Origin of the sequence: Novosphingobium umbonatum, assembly GCF_004005905.1 — a bacterium.
Lineage (GTDB): Bacteria > Pseudomonadota > Alphaproteobacteria > Sphingomonadales > Sphingomonadaceae > Novosphingobium > Novosphingobium umbonatum.
Window position 1 is genome coordinate 14,751 of the sequence record NZ_SACO01000005.1, and the last position, 18,343, is coordinate 33,093.

The following is an 18,343-nucleotide window of genomic DNA, read 5'->3' on the forward strand; positions in this document are numbered from 1 at the left end:
CTTTCACGCGAGGGACGCGGCAAGATATTGCCGGTATAGCGCATTAGCCTTGGCAGCCTGTTAGGGCGTATTACGGGTTTTTGCGGAAGGGTAGGGCGCGAAACTCCACCAGACTGCGCCACAGCCATTCCAGCGGCCCTTGGCGGAAATGCGCCAGCCAAGGTTTACTCCATGCCAGCATGGCCACCCATACGCCCAGCACCAGCCACAATTGTTGCGCATGGCCGATCCGGCCAAACAGGCCCGCACCCCAGCCATAGCAGAGCGCGGTCAGGCAAAGCGTGGTGCCGATATAATTGGTAAAAGCCATGCGCCCTGCCGCGATCAACCTTTGCCCCAAGGCATGACTCACCAGACTCGGGGCAGCCAGCAGCAACATCGCGGCATAGGCCAGCGCCATCAGCAGATGTTCAGGCCCCGCCCAATAGGCCAGAATCGAGGGCATGGCCAAAGCGGGGAAATGGCGCGGCCAAGCCCATGCCAGCAAGCCGCCAGCCATGGCTCCCCCGATCACCAGGCCTGCCAAGGCCGTAACCCATAAGGCGCGGCGGCTCCATTGCCCCTGCCAAAAACCCAGCCGATACAGCGCCATGCCCAGCAGCATCAGCGGCAAAGTTTCGCCCATGCTGGCAAAAGCCATCACCAACGGCCAGAAAGGGGCATTGCGCAACTTGTCCGCCGCCATTGGCCAAAAGCCCAGCATGGCTTGCGCGCTATCCTGCATCGCCGCCGAGCGGGATTCGGCCCAGCCCTGCAACACATCATGCGCGGGAGGCGCGCCCAGCCTCGCCTGTTCCTCGGCCAGCACCAGCGGCAAATCGCCCAGGCCCCCCAGCAAGGCCCAGCCGACAAAGCCCATCCCGCCGATCAGCAACAGCATGCGCGGCGGCCATGCCGCAAAGGCTAGAGCGATCAAGCCGCATAAAGCATAGACAAACAGCACATCGCCCCACCACAGCAGGACATAATGCAAATAGCCAAACAGGCCGAGCCATAGCAGCCGCCGCGCTTGCAGCATCATGCCGTTGCGCCCTGCCGCCTCCATCCGCTCGATAAACAACAGCATGGACGCGCCAAACAGCATGGTGAACAGCGCGCGCATCTTGCCCTCCACCAGCAGGAACAGCAGCGCAAAGGCGGTTTCATCCGCAGGGGGCGCAGGCAAGGGTCCGGTGGCGCTTAACAAAGACGGGGTCAGCGTGGCCAGTTTCGGCCCCGCAAACCCCGCCACATTGATCGCCACGATCCCCAACACCGCCAAGCCGCGCAGCAAGTCCAGCGTGGGCAGCCGCTCTGACGATAAGGGGGGTAAGTCGCTGTTATTCCTTGACAGCAAGGCAGCTGATACCCTTGGCCGACAATTGCGAGCAGGCGCTATGGGCGGCATCCTCGCTATAGCCAGCGGCCAGCAGGCGGTTGACCTTGCCGCTGGGCACATTCTGGCGGGCATGGCCGGCCACTTGCGGCAGGGCCTTCACCTTGCCCCACAAGGCATCGGCATTGGCCGCAACGCCAAAGGCACCCAATTGCAGCTTCCACGATCCAGCGGCGAGCGCGGGGGCGGGTTTTGCCACTGGTTTGGGGGCCACCGGTTTTTCGGCAGGCGCACGGGGTGCTTCGGGCGCTTCGGCCTTGACCGGCACCTTGGCCTCTACCTTGGCCAAGACCGGAGCCTTGGTTTCCGCCTTGACCGGCGCGGGCTTGGGTGCAGGTTCGGCCTTGGTCGGGGTGGCCAGCTGCACCGCCTCGGGCGCGGGCTGGTTCACCGCTTCGGGCGGGGCCATACGCGCGGCGGGGCGGGCGGCGGGCGTCGGGGCCTTTACCGCAGGGGCCATGGCAACCGGCGTGCCCAAAGCGGTGGCGGTGGCCAGACGGTTGCGGTTGGCCTCGATCTGGGTCGCCAATTCGCTGGCCAGCGCGATGCCGCGTTGACGGTCCTCCATCGGGATATATTGGTCCATTTGCGTCAGCGCCTGTTGCGCCACGCCAAGGGCTGGCACATCGGCATGGGGCTGTGCGGCCAGACTTTCCAGCGCATAGGCGCGCACCCAATCCTTGCTGACGCCATCGGCGTTGAAATAGGACAGGCCCATCAGATAAAGTGCGCTGCTGTTCCCGCGATCGGCACCGGCGCGCAGATAGGGCAGGGCGGCGGTCTTTTCTCCGCGTTGATACAGCAGCAAGCCGTAATTGTCGCCCGCCTGCGCATGGCCCTTGGCCGCCGCCTTGGCGTAAAGCATTTCGGCCTTCACCATATCCTGCGGCACACCGCGACCCAGCTTGTAGGCTTGGCCCAGATTGAACAGGGCATCGGCATCGCCCTTGTCGGCATAGGGCTGCCATTCGCGCAGGGCGGTGGCGTAATCGCCGCGACTCCATGCATCCACACCGGTCTTGACATCGGCCTGCGCCGGAATGGTAAAGGCGGAAAAGGCGCCAACCACTGCAACGGCCCCTAGACTCAGCTTAAGGCTCTTTCGCCCTGCCTTGGCCTTAAATCCCTGCATTGCCTAGAAATCCCTTATTTGCGCCCCGGTTTTCATTGTCAGCGACGCTTTAACCATCTGCGCGCATCCTGTCATGGCTTCCTTTCTTTTTTCTTACCTGCGCGGCCAACCCGCAAGGCGGCGTTAACCATAAGTTAGCCGCGCTCTGCAAAACATTAACCCGAGGTTCCGCCGTGGGCGGGAAGAGTAGGGACACATTTCCATGCAACACGATCCCAAGGGTGATGGTGGCCGCAAGTCTGCTGGGCTTGGCGCGGCCGGACTTAGACAGCTTCGCATCAGTTTGGCGACCTGTGTGGCGCTGGGGCTGGCGGGCACGGCGCAGGCGGCGGATAAGCATGGGGCCAAGACGGCGCCGGTGGGCCATTTCGTGAAAGCCGCTGCTGTCAAGCAAAGCCCCGTATTGAGCGCTGCCGAACAGGCCGTTGCCAAGCAACCGCGTGATGCGGGGGCAAGGGCTGCCTTGGGCCGGATCTATTTGCGTGAAGGGCGTTTCCTGTCTGCCGCTACCGCTCTGGGCGATGCGGTCAGCTTGGGCGATACGGGCAACCGCACTCTGCTGGCTCTGGCCTTGGCGCAGGTTGGCAGCGGGCAGGATGGTGCCGCCCTGATGACGCTGGAACAGGGCAAGGGCAGCATTCCGGTGGTCGATCTGGGGCTTGCTCTGGCTTTGGCGGGCGAGCCCGAAAAGGGCGCCGCGCTGTTGGCCGATGCGGTAAAGGCGGGTGATGGCTCGGAAAAGCTGCGCGCCAATCTGGCCTATGCCTATGCTCTGGCGGGCGATTGGGCACAGGCCCGCAATCTGATTTCCACCGATCTGCCCGCAGACCGTGTCGATGCACGCATGACCGAATGGGCGGCCAAGGCCAAGCCCGAAGCCTCGCGCGAGCGGGTGGCCAGCCTGTTGGGCGTGGCGATCAAGTCGGATACCGGCCTGCCCGCGCGATTGGCGCTGGCGCCGGCCCCAGCCCCAGTGCAGGCCAAGGTGGATAGCCCCGTCATGGCAGCGGCGGCGGAAACGGCGGTGCCGACGCCCGTGCTGGCGGCCAATAGCGCTGAGTCGTCCGAACTGGCGCCCACGGTGCCCGCCCCGGTGGCCAGCAGCGCCAATGTTGAAAATTTCCGCGTTATCACCGCCAGCATGACGCCGGTTTCACCCGCGCCGGACATGGCCGCACCTGCGGTTGATCCCAAGCCGGTGGCGGCGAAACTGGCCGATAAAACCAAAGCCAAGGCCAAGCCCGCCAAGGCGCAAACCAAATCGCCCGACGCTCAAATGGCGCAGGCTGAGCCTGCCGCCAAACCGGCTCCCAAGGTCCTGCGCAGCGGCAATCATATGGTGCAATTGGGCGCATTCCTGAGCGAACAGAACGCCCAGCGTGCCCGTGATGCCGCCGTGGCGCGGGACAAGGGGCTGGAAGGGCGCATCTCGATCGCCAAGGCCACGGTCAATGGCCGCGATTTCTGGCGCGTGACGGTGGCCGGTCTGGATGCCGCTTCGGCGGCGGGCAAATGCGAGGCGATCCGTAAGGCAGGGGGCGCTTGCTTTGCCCGCGCCAATCTGCCCGCAGCCGTGGGCGTGCCGACCATTCACACCGCTGTTCTGGCGCCCAAGATCACAACGCCTGCCAAGGCGGTGGCCAAGGCGGCGGTTCAAGCCAAGCCTGCCGACAAACCCAAGCAGGTGGCGGCTGCCAGCCCTGCACCCAAGGAAAATATCTCGCCGCGTTCGATGGCGCTGGCCATGGCGGTCAAGGCCCGCCTCGCGCATTAAACCTATCCGCCATGGCAGGTGCCATTCGTGATGGCAGTTGGCGGTATCAGGCCGCCGGAAGAGGGACCCTTCCGGCGGCCTGCTTGCGTCTGCCTTGCTTGCGTATGGTGCCCATTGCTGATAGGCGCTTGATGGTCAGGGGGCGGGGCAGCCGCGTCAGGGGTAACCCTGCCGAGGAAAGTCCGGGCTCCACGAAACAAGGGTGGCGGGTAACGCCCGCCGGGGGGGAGGCGTAAGCTGACCCTCAAGGGAAAGTGCAACAGAGAGCAAACCGCCGATGGGCCTTTCGGGGTCACAGGTAAGGGTGAAAGGTTGCGGTAAGAGCGCAACGCGGGGCTGGTAACAGCACCGGCACGGCAAACCCCACCCGGAGCAAGACCGAATAGGGGCCATACGCCTTGCAAAAGGCACGCGTGTTTCGCGCCAATGGCCCGGGTTGGTTGCTAGAGCGCGCATAGCAATATGCCGCCAAGAGGAATGGCTGCCGCTGGCCGCCGCGTCGTTTACGATACGTTCGTTGATACGGGCGGCCTTCACAGAACCCGGCTTACAAGCCCCCTGACATTTTGATAGCTTCCTCCTTTGTGGGGAGGAGGGCCTATGCGTTGGTTCATTGCGATTGCTTTGGTGGCGATGCCAGTTGCGTTGCCAGTTGCGGTGCAGGCAAGGGAACCAACCGGCGCGCGGGCGTTTATGGAGCGAGTTATTCGCTATGCTTTGCGTGATGATAGTGATCCTGATGCTCGCTCCTATCGGTCATTTTTTGCGGAACGGCTGGATCGGGCGATGATGTTGGATCGTCATGCGCCGGAGCAGGAAATAGGTTTTCTTGAGGCTGAAGTTATTTGCGGCTGTCAGGATAACGAAGGGTTGGTGATGAGTGTCGTGTCGGTGAACGGCGATGCCGATCATGCCAAGGTGAAGGTGTTGCGGCGCTGGAATTCCAAAGGGCGTGGTTTTGCGACGTTTAGTTTGGCGCGGGAGCACGGTTTCTGGAAAATCGCAGATATTGCCGAAATGCATACACCCTCACTGCAAGCCGGCCTCGATCAAGCGAATGCCAAACTTTTGAAAGAGCGGGAGAAAGTCAAAGGGCGGTATTAGAGTGTTAGACGACCCTTTCGCCGGAAGAGGTCATGGGAGCGCGAGGGGGGGAACACCCTCGCATCTAATCTGTTTTTGAAAACAAAAGGCGCCGGTCCCGCATGGGGGCCAGCGCCTCTTCGTAGATCTCTCCCCGGGCCGGTGACATCACAGGCCTATTTGGAGTCGGGGCGAGGTCTATTCTGTATAAGCTTATTTCGGCGAGATGACCATCAGCATCTGACGGCCTTCCATGCGTGGATAGGCTTCTACCTTGCCCACTTCGGCAATGTCTTCCTGCACGCGGCGCAGCAGGTTCATGCCCAGCTGCTGGTGCGAAAGTTCACGACCGCGGAAACGCAGCGTCACCTTCACCTTGTCGCCTTCGCCAATGAACCGCGCCATCGCCTTCATCTTCGTCTCATAATCATGATCGTCGATGTTGGGACGCATTTTGATCTCCTTGATCTCCTGCGTCTTCTGGGTCTTGCGGGCCAGATTGGCCTTCTTCTGCGCCTCGTAGCGGAACTTGCCCACGTCGAGGAACTTGCAGACTGGCGGATCGGCGTTGGGGGATACTTCCACCAGATCAAGGCCGGCTTCGTAGGCCTGTTCAATCGCCTCGCGCGTGTAGAGAATGCCGAGGTTTTCGCCCTCGTCATCGATCACGCGCACCTTGGGCACGGTGATCATTTCGTTATAGCGGGGCCCGCTTTTCACGGGGGGCGCCATCATGCGCCGGGGAGGGGGAGCTATAGTCGTGTCTCCTGAGGTTTAACTTGGGCCAGCCTTTAGATCGAATCAGGCATGTCTGGAAAGGGCAATCTCACTCCCTATGCGTCGATTTCGTTAATTTGGTGCCGGTAAGACGCGAATCTGCACCGCTTTATCGCGGGTGGGCACGATGGCATCGATTGTCGCCGCCGGTTGCAGCGCTTTTATCAGCGCCGGATCGCTCGCATCCATGCCTCCGGTCAGCGTGCCAAAGGCGGGCAGGATCATCCGCGAATCGCCCCGCAGCGCGCAGGGGCGGGCGATCATCCGGCCCTTTATGCGGATGCGCAGCTTGGGATGGTAATGGCCCGACAACTCCGGCCCTGTCGCCAAGGGATCGACCTCATGGCGCAGGGCGATGCCGTGGCAATGCAATTCCTCCACCACGGTTCCCGGCACGCCGGTCAGCGCCGCATCATGGTTGCCGATGATCCACACCAGATCCACCCGCCGCGCCAGTTCATTCAGCAGGCCCAGCGCATGGGGCTCCATTCTCTCCGGCCCATGGTCATCGTGGAAATTGTCGCCCAAGCATAGCACTCGCCGCGCCCCGTTTGCCTCCACCGCGCCCAGCAATCGCTCCAAAGTCTCGCGGCTGTCATAGGGAGGCAGCATCTGGCCGCTTTGCGCAAACCAACTGGCCTTTTCCAGATGCAGGTCGGCGACCACCACCGCCTGTTCAGCAGGCCAGAACAGCGCGCGGCTTTCGGAAATCCGCCATTCATGACCGGCAAAGGCAAAGGGATGAAAGCGCTGCTGCATGGATGCCCCTTGCCCAGCCAGACTTGCGGTGGCAAGCGTTCGCGCGATTGATCCTTGCGCATAGAGGCTGATGTGACCGACTGGACTCCCTATACCACCCGCGCCCGCACCTGGTTTGAAGCCCTGCGCGATGCCATCTGTGCCGAGTTTGAAGCGATTGAGCGCGAGGCCGGATCGGAGGCCAACTTTGCCTATACGCCATGGACCCGCGATGCCGTGGCGGGCGAGGCGGACACCGGAGGCGGTGTGCAGGGGCTGATGAAGGGCCGCGTGTTTGAAAAGGTGGGGGTGAATGTCTCCACCGTGCATGGTGCCTTCAGCCCGCAATTTGCCGCCAGCATCAACGGCGCCAGCGTAGAGCAGCCCCAATTTACCGCCACCGGCATCAGCCTTGTGGCGCATATGGCCAATCCGCATGTGCCCGCCGTGCATATGAACACGCGTTTTCTCACCACCACCAAGGCGTGGTTTGGCGGCGGGGCCGATTTGAACCCGCCTTTGCCCTATGATGAGGATACCGCCGATTTCCACGCCGCCTTCAAGGCCACCTGTGACGCGCATGGCGGCGATTATTATGAACGCTTCAAGGCCTGGGCGGATGACTATTTCTACATCCCCCATCGCAAGGTGCATCGCGGCGTGGGCGGCATTTTCTATGACCATCTCGAATGCGCTGACGATGCGGCATGGGAGGCCAATTTCGCCTTTACCAAAGCGGTGGGTGAGACTTTCCTGCGCATATTCCCGCTGCTGGTGCGCCGCCGGATGGGCTTGGAATTTACGCCCGCGCAAAAGCAGCAGCAATTGGAATGGCGCGGCCGCTATGCCGAGTTCAACCTTGTTTATGACCGCGGCACTCTGTTCGGCCTGAAAACCGGCGGCAATATTGATGCGATCCTGATGAGCCTGCCTCCCGAAGCAGTGTGGAGCTAATCGGCTTCTCGTGGGTTTTTGGGGTAAAGCGGGAGATGGCGTGATGGGTAAGTGGTTGGTTCTGGCCGTGGCGGCAGGTTTGGTGGCGGTTCCGGCTATGGCCAAGGTGCCGGTGGCGAAAAAGGCGCTTGCTCCTTTGGCTGTGGCGGCTGTGCTGAAAGGTGATGCGGGGCCCGCTGGCGTGGCTTCGCTGGTGAAGGGCAAGGATGGCGTGGCGCTGAAACTGGCGCTGACCGGCCTTCCTGCTGGCGCGCACGCGGTGCATCTGCATACGCGCGGTGTGTGCGAGGTTCCGGCTTTCACCTCGGCGGGTGGGCATCTGAACCCGGCTGGCCATCAACATGGGCGCGACAATCCGATGGGCGCGCATATGGGCGATTTGCCCAACATCACCGTGGGTGCCGATGGCAAGGCCGATGTGACGCTGCCCTTGCCCTTTGCCGAGGCCGAATTGCTGAACGCCATGTTTGACAAGGATGGTGCGGCGGTGGTGGTCCATGCTGCGCCCGATGATTACAAAAGCGATCCCACCGGCAATGCAGGCGGGCGGATCGCTTGCGGGGTGTGGATGCGGGGATAATGCCGGTGCGGGGGGATAATGCCTCCCGCATCACACAAATCGCCCTTTCCCCCTTGCCCTATGCGCCCTACCCCTCCACAATCGCGAAACGATGTTGCGCCAATATGAACTTGTCGAGCGGGTAAAATCTTACGCTCCCGATGCGGATGAGCAGATGCTCAACCGCGCCTATGTCTACACTGTGCAAAAGCATGGCACGCAGAAACGCGCCAGTGGGGATCCTTACTTCAGCCATCCGGTGGAAGTGGCGGGCCTGATGACCGAACTGAAGCTCGATCAGGATACGATCATCACCGCGCTGCTGCATGATACGGTGGAAGACACGCTGGCCACGATTGAGGAGGTCGAGCGCCTGTTTGGCCCCGCCGTGGCGCGTATGGTCGATGGCGTGACCAAGCTGTCCAAGATCGAGGCGATGAGCGAGAAGGAACGCGCGGCGGAGAACCTGCGCAAATTCCTGCTGGCCATGTCCGAAGACCTGCGCGTGCTGTTGGTGAAGCTGGCCGACCGGCTGCACAATATGCGCACGCTGCATTATATCAAAAGCGAGGACAAGCGCCGCCGCATCGCCAAGGAAACTATGGAGATCTATGCTCCCTTGGCCGAGCGCGTGGGCATGTATGAATATATGCGCGAGATGCAATTGCTGGCGTTTCAGCAATTGGAGCCGGAGGCCTATGCCACGATCACCGGCCGTCTGGCGCAGATCCGCAATCAGGATAATGGGCAGGTTGACGCGATTGCTTTGGCGATCAGTCAGGCCTTGGCCGAGCAGGGCATGCAGGTGAAAGTATGGGGGCGCGAAAAGCACCCCTATTCCATCTGGCGCAAAATGGCCGAGCGCCATGTGCATTTTGACCAGATCACCGACATCATGGCCTTCCGCGTTCTGGTGGATAAGGTGGAGGATTGTTACCGCACCATCGGCGTGCTGCACACCACGTGGCAGGCGCTGCCGGGCAAGTTCAAGGACTATATTTCCACGCCCAAGGCCAATGGTTATCAGTCTTTGCACACCACGCTGATCTATGAAAACTCCATGCGGATGGAGGTGCAGACCCGCACATGGGACATGCATCAGACCAATGAATATGGCCTTGCCGCGCATTGGAGTTACAAGCAGGGCGGGGTCTTGCCTGACGGGCAAGTAGGCTGGCTGCGCGATCTGCTCGAAGTGGTCGATGCCAGCCATGACGCCGAGGAATTGCTCGAAAACACCAAGATGGCGATTTATCAGGATCGCATCTTTGCCTTCACGCCCAAGGGTAAATTGTTCCAGCTGCCCAAGGGCGCCACGCCGATCGACTTTGCCTATACGGTGCATAGCGATCTGGGCAGCATGGCGGTGGGGGCCAAGATCAATGGCCGCCACATGCCTTTGCGCACGCCTTTGGGCAATGGCGATGTGGTGGAGATCATCAAGAGCCGCAATGCCAGCCCGCAATTGTCATGGCTGGGCTTTTGCGTGACCGGCAAGGCGCGCGCCGCCATCCGCCGTGCCGTGCGCCAGAAAGAACGCGCCGAACAGGCCGCGATTGGCCGCCAATTGTTCGAGGATATTATCACGCGCCTGCCCAGCAAAGTGGGCAAAAAGGCCACTGCCGAAGCGGTAAAGCGTCTGGGGCTGAAGAGCGAGGACGAGTTGATGGCGGCCATCGGCACGGCCAAGCTGGACGACCGGCAGGTGATGGAAGCCTTGGTGCCCGGTTCGGCCAAGCATCTGCCCGAGGCGGAAAACTGGCTGAAACAGGAACGCGCCATTTCGATCAAGGGGCTGACCGCGGGCATGGCGTTCCAGCTGGCATCTTGCTGTCACCCTGTGCCCGGTGACCGGATCGTGGGTGTGCGCAAGCCGGGCGTGGGCGTCGAGGTCCATTCCATCGCCTGCCACGCGCTGCTCGATGGCGAGGATAGCGACTGGCTGGACCTGAGCTGGGGTGAGACCACCACCGGCGCGGTGGGCCGTTTGCGCTGCGTTCTCTATAACCGCCCCGGTACACTGGCGGAGGTGACCGGCATTTTTGCTGCCAATATGGCCAATATTACCCAGCTGCAAAACACCAGCCGCGATGGCCTGTTCGGCACCTATGAGGTCGATCTGGAGGTGAGCGATCTGGCGCATTTGACGCGCATCGTTTCATCCCTGCGCGCCAGTGATGCGGTGGCGCAGGCGGATCGGTTGTAGGGGGGGGGAGTGTGCCTCCGGCGGGCAAAGGGCGGGGGCCCTTTGTAAACCCGTTTATGGGCGCGTTTGTCCGCCAAGGATGCGTGGTGGATTGGGGTTTTTAAGGCCGCTGCGCGGCGGGGGTAATTCCGCGAAGCGGTTTATATTGCGGAAAGACAAAGCAGGCGGTTGTCCTCCCAACCAGTTTGGGGATTGCAAAGGGACGAGTCCCTTTGCCCGCCGGAGGCAACTCACCCCACCAACTTCTCATACGCCCCCACCACCTCGGCCAGCACTGACAGGGCCAGCACCGAAGGCGTGCGCGCCGCTGGGATCAGCCCGATGGGGGAGCGTAATTTGGCCAAGGCTTCCTTGCCAAAGCCCAAGGCGGCCAGATGCTCCAACCTGTTTGCGCGCGTTCTGGCACCGCCCTGCGCGCCGACATAAAAGGCCGCTGTGCCCAAGGCCCAAGGTATCAGGCTGCGTTCCCATTCATGGTCGTGGAACAGGATGGCGGCGGCGGTCCATGGGTCGGGCTGCCAATGCGCGGGCAGGTTGGGGTCTTGGCCCAGCGACAGGCTGGCCTCGCCGCTCTCGCCATGCGGGCTGGCCAGCAGGACCTCGACGCCCTGCCTTTGCGCCATATCGACCAGAGCGCCCGCTTCCGGCCCGCTGCCCAGCACCAGCAGGCGCAGGCGGGGGAGATAGCGGCGGGTGAAGTCTGCCGAGATGGGCAGCTCCGCCACCTCGCGCCGCGCCAAGGCCTCCACAGCGGCCTGCACAAGGGCAGCATCGGGGGCGGGGTCGACCATCACCTCTACCCCCGAACCGCAAGGCAGGCGGATATCCATGAAGGGCGATCCCGCGCCATAGCGCAGCACGCGGGCCTCGCCGGCCGCTTGCGCCTGATCGGCCAGCGCGCGTTCTAGGCAGCCATCGGCCAGACTGCCCACCATGCGCCCATCGGGCAGCACCGCCAATTGCGCGCCCAAGCGGCGGGACCAACTGCCATCAATCCCCACCACGGTGCATAGGGCGCCGCCATGTTCGGCTATGGCAAGCAGGGCGGCAAGGTCATCGTCAAAGGGCAGGGCGTTCATGCCACGGCTTCTAGCCCAGCTTGCGGCGCAGGAACAGGGCAGAGAAGGGGGGCAGGGCCTCCACGCTGCCGCCATTGACGGACAGCAGGATATCGCCCGCAGGATGTTGCGGGTGGACTGTATGCGGCCCAAGGTTAAAGGCGCCATGGATCGCTTCCCCCCCAAGGCGGCGGGTAAAGCTCAACACATGGCCATGGGCCTGCACCGCCTCCATATCGCCCAGCATCAGCGCGGGATGGGCGCGGCGCAGGGCCAGCATCCGGCGGGTCCAATGCAAAAGGCTGTCGGGATCGGCCTCCTGTGCATCCACCGCGCGGGCGATATTGTCGGGCGAGAGCGGCAGCCAAGGCTCTCCTTGCGTAAAGCCGCCATGTTCCGCGCCTGCCTGCCATGGCATCGGCGTGCGCACCCCGTCGCGGCTGAGCGTCAGCGGCCAATTGGCAATGGCCTCGGGGTCTTTGAGCAGGTGGAAGGGAATATCATCCTGCGTCAACCCCAATTCCTGCCCCTGATACAGGAACACATTGCCGCGCAGGGCCACCAGAAGCGCCATGGCCAGACGGGCAAAAGCGGGGCGGTTGGCCTCATCGGCCCAGCGCGAGACGAGGCGCGGCGCGTCATGGTTTTCAAAGGCCCAGCTTGGCCAACCCTCGGCGCGGCCTTCCTCGTCCACCTCGCCCTGCCACGGGGCCAGCGCCTCTTTCACCCTTTGCGGGGTTAGTTCGGGGGCATAGAGGAAGTCGAAACTATAGGCGCTCGACAGGCGGGTGTCGCCTGCCGTGTAGGCCTTCATCAGGCTGATACTGTCATCCCCGCCCACCTCGGCCACGCCGAAAACCACGCCATAGTCATCGCAAGTCCGGCGAATGCGTTCGATGAAGCCCGCCACATCGGGGTGGTTCATGCTGTTGACCTTGTCCTGGAAGTCATAGGAGCGGGTGCGGGGGCGATCATGGCTGGCGGGCGGATTATCGGTAAAGGCCGGATCAAACATCGAATGGTTGAGCGCGTCAAAGCGGAAGCCATCCACCCCGCGTGCCAGCCAGAAGCGCACGACATCGAGCAGCGCATCCTGCACCGCGCGGTTATGCACATTGAGCTGGGGCTGCTCTTTCAGGAATTGATGGTAATAATATTGGCAGCGGCGCGCGTCCCAAGTCCATGCCGGACCGCCAAACACCGATTGCCAATTGGTGGGCGGGGTGCCGTCGGGATTGGGGTCTTTCCAGACATACCAGTCCGACAGGTCATTGTCGCGGTTGGCGCGGCTTTGCTGAAACCATGCGTGCTGGTCGCTGGTATGGGCGAAAACCAGATCGATGGTGACTTTCAAACCCAAGGCATGGGCGCGTTCCACCAAGGCGTCGAAATCGGCTAGCGTGCCAAAGCTGGGGTCCACATCGCGGTAATCGGCCACATCATAGCCATAATCGGCCATGGGGCTGGTGAAAAAAGGGCTGATCCAGATCGCATCCACGCCCAGACTGGCCACATGGTCCAGATGCGCGGTGATGCCGCGCAAATCGCCCACGCCGTCGCCATTGCTGTCGGCAAAGCTGCGCGGATAGATCTGGTAAATGGTCGCGCCGCGCCACCACGCTTCCTGTGTGCTGGAGGAGGAAAGCGTCTGGGTCATCGCGGGGCCTTTCGTCGCGGGGCAGTAGCCGCATGATAAGCGGCCCGCAGCGCAACGCAAAGTGTGTTGCATCGCAGCGGAATACGTATGGCAAAGAAACTTTTTCATGCCCCGTCGACAGGAGCGCAAAAGGGGTGTTAGCCATAGGTTTCTGGCAAAGGCGGGGCATGATCGCGCCAGCTAGGGGATAATGCAGGGTGAACGGTAACGCATGGTCAACCATGTTGCCGCAAGACAGTTTAGGTCGACGATAAAGCGCTTTATCGTTGATTATACCTAGGATTTGCGGCGCGCTCCATCATGGGGCGGCATGGCGGCCATGGGGATGAGGGTGGATAATGCTGTTGGGCACAGCCTTGAAAGGGGCGGGCCTGTGGCTGCGCCACCTAACTGTCTTGTGGGGAGTATCTTTGCGTGAGCCAATCGGGAACTTCAGTCCAACCTGCCGCCCCCTCTGCCGAAGAGATGAAGGCCTTGATCGTGGACGTGCTGCGCCATCGCGTGGGCAAGGACGAGCGCGCGGCCAAGCCGCATGACTGGTTCCAGGCTGCGGTGCTGTCGGTGCGCGACAAGATCATCGACCAGTGGTTCGCCTCGACCCGCCGCACCTATGATGAAGGTGGCAAAAGGGTCTATTACCTCTCGATGGAATTCCTGATCGGGCGGTTGATGCGCGATGCCATGTCCAATCTGGGCCTGACGCGCGATGTGGAAAATGCCCTGCGTGACCATGGTTTCGATCTGGCGCAACTGGAAGATCTGGAGCCCGATGCGGCGCTGGGCAATGGCGGGCTTGGCCGACTGGCCGCTTGTTTCATGGAAAGCCTCGCCACGTTGGACATCCCCGCCTATGGCTATGGCATCCGTTACGTGAATGGCATGTTCCGTCAGCGCGTTGATGATGGCTGGCAGGTCGAACTGCCCGAAACATGGCTGGCCCATGGCAATCCGTGGGAATTTGACCGCCGCGAAAGCGCCTATCGTGTGGGCTTTGGCGGCGAGGTGCTGGAGGCCAATGGCGGCGTGACATGGCGCCCTGCCGAGCAAGTGGAAGCCAGCGCGGTGGATACGCCGGTTGTGGGCTGGCGCGGGGCGCGGGTGAATACGCTGCGCCTGTGGACGGCCAGCGCGCTCGATCCCCTGCGCCTTGATGCCTTTAACGCGGGCGACCATGCCGGCGCCTTGGCCGAGCAGGTGAAGGCCGACAGCCTTGTGCGCGTGCTTTACCCTGCGGACAACACGCCTGCGGGTCAGGAATTGCGCCTGCGTCAGGAGTTCTTCTTCTCCAGCGCCTCCATTCAGGACATTCTGCGCCGCCATGTCCAATACCATGGCGATGTGCGCAGCCTGCCCGAAAAGGCCGCGATCCAGCTGAACGATACCCACCCCAGCGTGGCGGTGGCCGAATTGATGCGCCTGTTGATCGACGTTTACGGGCTGGAGTTCGACGAGGCATGGGACGTTACCAAGGCGACGATTGCCTATACCAACCACACTCTGCTGCCCGAAGCGCTGGAAAGCTGGCCGCTGCCCTTGTTTGAGCGCCTGCTGCCGCGCCATATGCAGATCGTCTATGCCATCAACAGCCGCGTGCTGCGCGAGGCAGGGCGTGCGGGCATGAGCGGCGAGCAGATTGCCGCGATCAGCCTGATTGACGAGGGCGGCGAGCGCCGTGTGCGCATGGCCAATCTGGCCTTTGTCGGCGCGCATAGCGTCAATGGCGTGGCCGCGCTGCATACCGAACTGATGAAGTCGACGGTGTTCAGCGATCTGCATGCGCTGTATCCCACGCGGATCAACAACAAGACCAATGGCGTCACCCCGCGCCGCTGGTTGCAGCAGTGCAATCCGGGCCTGACCAAGGTGATCCGTGAAGGCATTGGCGATGCTTTCCTGGATGATGCAGAAAAGCTGACGGACCTCAATGCTCTGGCCGGTGACGCGCAATTTGGCGAAAGACTGGCCGAGGTGAAGCGGGCTAACAAGGTGGCGCTGGCCGCGCATTTGAAGCAAGTGATGGGCATCCGCCTCAATCCCGATGCTTTGTTCGACGTGCAGATCAAGCGCATCCATGAGTATAAGCGCCAATTGCTCAATCTGGTGGAGACGGTGGCGCTCTATGACCAGATCCGCAGCCATCCCGAGCGCGACTGGGTGCCCCGCGTCAAGATTCTGGGCGGCAAGGCGGCGCCCAGCTATCACAATGCCAAGCTGATCATCAAACTGACCAATGACATCGCCCGCCGCATCAATTCCGACCCCAGCGTGGGCGGATTGCTGAAAGTGGTGTTTGTCCCCAATTACAATGTCAGCTTTGCCGAAAAGATCATTCCGGCCGCCGACCTGTCCGAACAGATCTCCACCGCAGGGATGGAGGCCAGCGGCACCGGCAATATGAAATTCGCGCTGAATGGCGCGCTGACCATCGGCACGCTGGATGGCGCCAACATCGAGATCAAGGATCGGGTGGGGGATGACAATATCGTCATCTTTGGCCTGACCGCGGATGAAGTGAATGAAAAGCGGGCCAATGGTTACAACCCGCGCGAGATTATCGAGGGCAATCGCGAATTGCGGCAGGCGGTGAACGCCATTGCCAGCGGCGTGTTCAGCCCCGATGATCCAGACCGTTACAAGGGCCTGATGGGCGGATTGTATGACCATGACTGGTTCATGCTCTGCGCCGATTTCGACAGCTATACCCAAGGCCAGCGCAAGGTGGACGCCATCTGGCAAGACGAAGCCTTGTGGCGCAAATCCGCCATCCACAATATCGCCAATGTGGGCTGGTTCTCCTCTGACCGCACGATCGGCGAATATGCGCGGGAAATCTGGGGCGTGAAATGAAGCCGACTGCCACCGCCATCGAGGCCCTGCTGGAAGGCAAGAATGCCGATCCTTTCGCCTTGTTGGGGGCGTTTGACGGGCCGGAGGGCGTGTTCGCACGCGCCCTTTTGCCCGGCGCCGAGGTGGCAGAAGCTTTCTCTCTGTCGGGCGAGCCTTTGGGCAGCCTGACAAGGGTGGATGACCGCGGCCTGTTTGAAGGCAAGCTGTCCGGCCCGCGCCAGCCCTTGCGCTATCGCGCGGGGGCCTTGGGGGCGGAATGGTGGGTCAGCGATCCCTATTCCTTTGGCCCCGTGCTGGGGCCGATGGATGATTACCTGATCGCCCAAGGCACCCATCTGCGCCTGTTTGACAAGCTGGGCGCGCATTGCATCGAGCATGAAGGGGCCCATGGCGTGCATTTCGCCGTCTGGGCGCCCCATGCGCAATTGGTCAGTCTGGTAGGCGATTTCAACGATTGGGACCACCGCCGCCACCCGATGCGCCGCCGCGCCGATATTGGCGTGTGGGAAATCTTCCTGCCCGACATTGGCACGGGGCGGGCCTATAAATATCGCGTCGTGGCCGAAAGCGGGCAGGTGCTGCCCTTGAAAGCCGACCCCTATGGGCAGGCCAGCGAATTGCGCCCCTCCACCGCCAGCGTCACCGCCCATCCGGTGAAGCAGGATTGGGGCGATGACGCCCACCGCGCGCATTGGGCCAGCGTCGACCCGCGCCGCGTGCCTATCAGCATTTACGAAGTGCATGCCGGCAGCTGGATGCGCGACGAGCAGGGCTGGTTCCTCGATTGGGATGCGATGGCGGATCGTTTGATCCCCTATGCGGTGGATATGGGCTTTACCCATATTGAATTTCTGCCGGTGTCCGAACACCCCTTTGACCCTTCATGGGGTTATCAGACCATCGGCCTTTATGCGCCCAGCGCGCGTTTCGGCTCGCCCGAGGGCTTTGCGCGTTTCGTCGATGGCGCGCATCGGGCGGGGCTGGGGGTGATTATCGATTGGGTGCCCGCGCATTTCCCCACAGACGCGCATGGGTTGGCCCGTTTCGACGGCACGGCGCTTTATGAGCATGACGACCCGCGCCTTGGCTTCCACCCCGACTGGAACACCGCCATCTACAATTTCGGGCGGCGCGAGGTTTCCAGCTTCCTGATCAACAACGCCCTGTTCTGGGCCGAGCGTTACCATGTCGATGGGTTGCGCGTGGATGCGGTGGCCTCGATGCTCTACCGCGATTACAGCCGCAAGGACGGCGAATGGATCCCCAACGAGCAGGGCGGGCGCGAGAATTGGGAAGCGGTGGATTTCCTGCGCGCGATGAACCGCGCGGTCTATGCGCAAGTGCCCGGCTTTATGACCATGGCCGAGGAATCAACCGCATGGCCCGGTGTGACCCAGCCCGCCTATGACACAGAAGGCCGCGCTTCCGCTTTGGGCTTTGGCTTTAAGTGGAACATGGGCTTCATGCATGACACTTTGCGCTATATGGCGCGCGACCCGATCCACCGGCGGCACCACCATACCGACATTACCTTCGGCCTGATGTATGCCTTTGCCGAGAATTTCGTGCTGGCGATCAGCCATGACGAAGTGGTGCATGGCAAGGGCAGTCTGCTGAACAAGATGGCGGGCGATGAATGGCAGAAATTCGCCAATCTGCGCGCCTATTACGGCTTGATGTGGGGCTATCCGGGCAAAAAGCTGCTGTTCATGGGGCAGGAGTTTGGCCAGTGGCGCGAATGGAGCGAGGCGCGCGGGCTGGACTGGCATTTGCTGGATGATCGTTCGCCGCATAACCGGCATGAAGGTTTGCGCCTGCTGCTGCGCGATTTGAACCGGCTCTATCGCTCTATCCCCGCGCTGCATGCCCGCGATTGCGAGGGCGAGGGCTTTGAATGGCTGGTGGTCGATGATGCCGAGGCCAGCGTCTTTGCATGGTTGCGCCATGCCGGTGACGGTGAAAAGCCCGTGGCGGTGGTGTGCAACATGACGCCCAACCCGCGCGAGAATTACCGCCTGCCTCTGCCCATGGATGGCGTGTGGGCGGAAATATTGAACAGCGATGCCACCGTCTATGGCGGCAGCGGCATGGGCAATGGCGGACAGGTTACCGCGGAACATGGCGCGGCCTTGGTCACATTGCCGCCTTTGGCCACGATAATGTTGCAAATTCAGGATTGATCG

General features: G+C 62.1%; 13 protein-coding genes and 1 other RNA gene. 8 read left to right on the top strand and 6 right to left on the bottom strand.

Annotation, left to right across the window (positions count from 1 at the left end; all coding sequences use genetic code 11):
* Positions 1–70: 70 nt before the first annotated feature.
* Complete coding sequence (locus tag EOE18_RS08220) at positions 71–1,336, bottom strand: DUF418 domain-containing protein (RefSeq protein WP_246027336.1); 1,266 nt, start codon at positions 1,334–1,336, stop codon at positions 71–73.
* Positions 1,320–2,444: an SPOR domain-containing protein gene (locus EOE18_RS08225; RefSeq protein ID WP_164852711.1), complete on the bottom strand. Its 1,125-nt coding sequence runs from the start codon at positions 2,442–2,444 to the stop codon at positions 1,320–1,322. Before EOE18_RS08225 ends, EOE18_RS08220 begins: the two co-directional genes overlap by 17 nt.
* 265 nt (positions 2,445–2,709) lie before the next feature.
* Between EOE18_RS08225 and EOE18_RS08230 the strand changes: the two genes are divergently transcribed.
* From EOE18_RS08230 to EOE18_RS08240, 3 genes are all read left to right on the top strand, one after another.
* On the top strand, positions 2,710–4,281 hold the full coding sequence (locus tag EOE18_RS08230) for an SPOR domain-containing protein (protein ID WP_127708188.1): 1,572 nt from the start codon (positions 2,710–2,712) through the stop codon (positions 4,279–4,281).
* Positions 4,282–4,416: 135 nt separating this feature from the next.
* An RNA gene (gene rnpB / locus EOE18_RS08235) (RNase P RNA component class A) lies at positions 4,417–4,847 on the top strand.
* 34 nt (positions 4,848–4,881) lie between these two features.
* Complete coding sequence (locus EOE18_RS08240) at positions 4,882–5,385, top strand: DUF3828 domain-containing protein (RefSeq protein ID WP_127708191.1); 504 nt, start codon at positions 4,882–4,884, stop codon at positions 5,383–5,385.
* A gap of 192 nt (positions 5,386–5,577) precedes the next feature.
* Here EOE18_RS08240 and infC read toward each other — a convergent pair whose 3' ends face one another.
* Positions 5,578–6,099, bottom strand: coding sequence for a translation initiation factor IF-3 (infC, locus tag EOE18_RS08245; protein ID WP_127708194.1), 522 nt, complete (start codon positions 6,097–6,099; stop codon positions 5,578–5,580).
* 114 nt (positions 6,100–6,213) lie between these two features.
* Positions 6,214–6,900 carry a ligase-associated DNA damage response endonuclease PdeM gene (gene pdeM, locus EOE18_RS08250; protein ID WP_127708197.1) on the bottom strand — a complete coding sequence of 229 codons (687 nt, stop codon included), beginning with the start codon at positions 6,898–6,900 and terminating at the stop codon, positions 6,214–6,216.
* Between the two features lie 72 nt (positions 6,901–6,972).
* On the opposite strand from pdeM, the gene hemF reads away from it, so the two are divergent.
* From hemF to EOE18_RS08265, 3 genes are all read left to right on the top strand, one after another.
* The gene (gene hemF / locus EOE18_RS08255; RefSeq protein WP_127708200.1) at positions 6,973–7,833 is read left to right on the top strand and encodes an oxygen-dependent coproporphyrinogen oxidase; all 861 of its coding nucleotides are present in this window, start codon (positions 6,973–6,975) and stop codon (positions 7,831–7,833) included.
* Between the two features lie 43 nt (positions 7,834–7,876).
* Positions 7,877–8,413: a superoxide dismutase family protein gene (locus EOE18_RS08260; RefSeq protein ID WP_246027337.1), complete on the top strand. Its 537-nt coding sequence runs from the start codon at positions 7,877–7,879 to the stop codon at positions 8,411–8,413.
* A gap of 91 nt (positions 8,414–8,504) precedes the next feature.
* Positions 8,505–10,598 (top strand): RelA/SpoT family protein, encoded by a 2,094-nt coding sequence (locus EOE18_RS08265; RefSeq protein ID WP_127708203.1) that lies wholly within the window; start codon positions 8,505–8,507, stop codon positions 10,596–10,598.
* Between the two features lie 230 nt (positions 10,599–10,828).
* Here the strand turns inward: EOE18_RS08265 and EOE18_RS08270 are convergent, their stop codons facing one another.
* Both EOE18_RS08270 and EOE18_RS08275 read right to left on the bottom strand, forming a co-directional pair.
* Positions 10,829–11,677 carry an XdhC family protein gene (locus tag EOE18_RS08270; RefSeq protein WP_164852712.1) on the bottom strand — a complete coding sequence of 283 codons (849 nt, stop codon included), beginning with the start codon at positions 11,675–11,677 and terminating at the stop codon, positions 10,829–10,831.
* Between the two features lie 10 nt (positions 11,678–11,687).
* Positions 11,688–13,313, bottom strand: coding sequence for an alpha-amylase family glycosyl hydrolase (locus EOE18_RS08275; RefSeq protein ID WP_127708209.1), 1,626 nt, complete (start codon positions 13,311–13,313; stop codon positions 11,688–11,690).
* A gap of 465 nt (positions 13,314–13,778) precedes the next feature.
* Between EOE18_RS08275 and EOE18_RS08280 the strand changes: the two genes are divergently transcribed.
* Together EOE18_RS08280 and glgB are read left to right on the top strand one after the other, a co-directional pair.
* The gene (locus EOE18_RS08280; RefSeq protein ID WP_127708729.1) at positions 13,779–16,160 is read left to right on the top strand and encodes a glycogen/starch/alpha-glucan phosphorylase; all 2,382 of its coding nucleotides are present in this window, start codon (positions 13,779–13,781) and stop codon (positions 16,158–16,160) included.
* On the top strand, positions 16,157–18,340 hold the full coding sequence (gene glgB, locus EOE18_RS08285) for a 1,4-alpha-glucan branching protein GlgB (protein WP_127708212.1): 2,184 nt from the start codon (positions 16,157–16,159) through the stop codon (positions 18,338–18,340). Before EOE18_RS08280 ends, glgB begins: the two co-directional genes overlap by 4 nt.
* Positions 18,341–18,343: the final 3 nt, after the last annotated feature.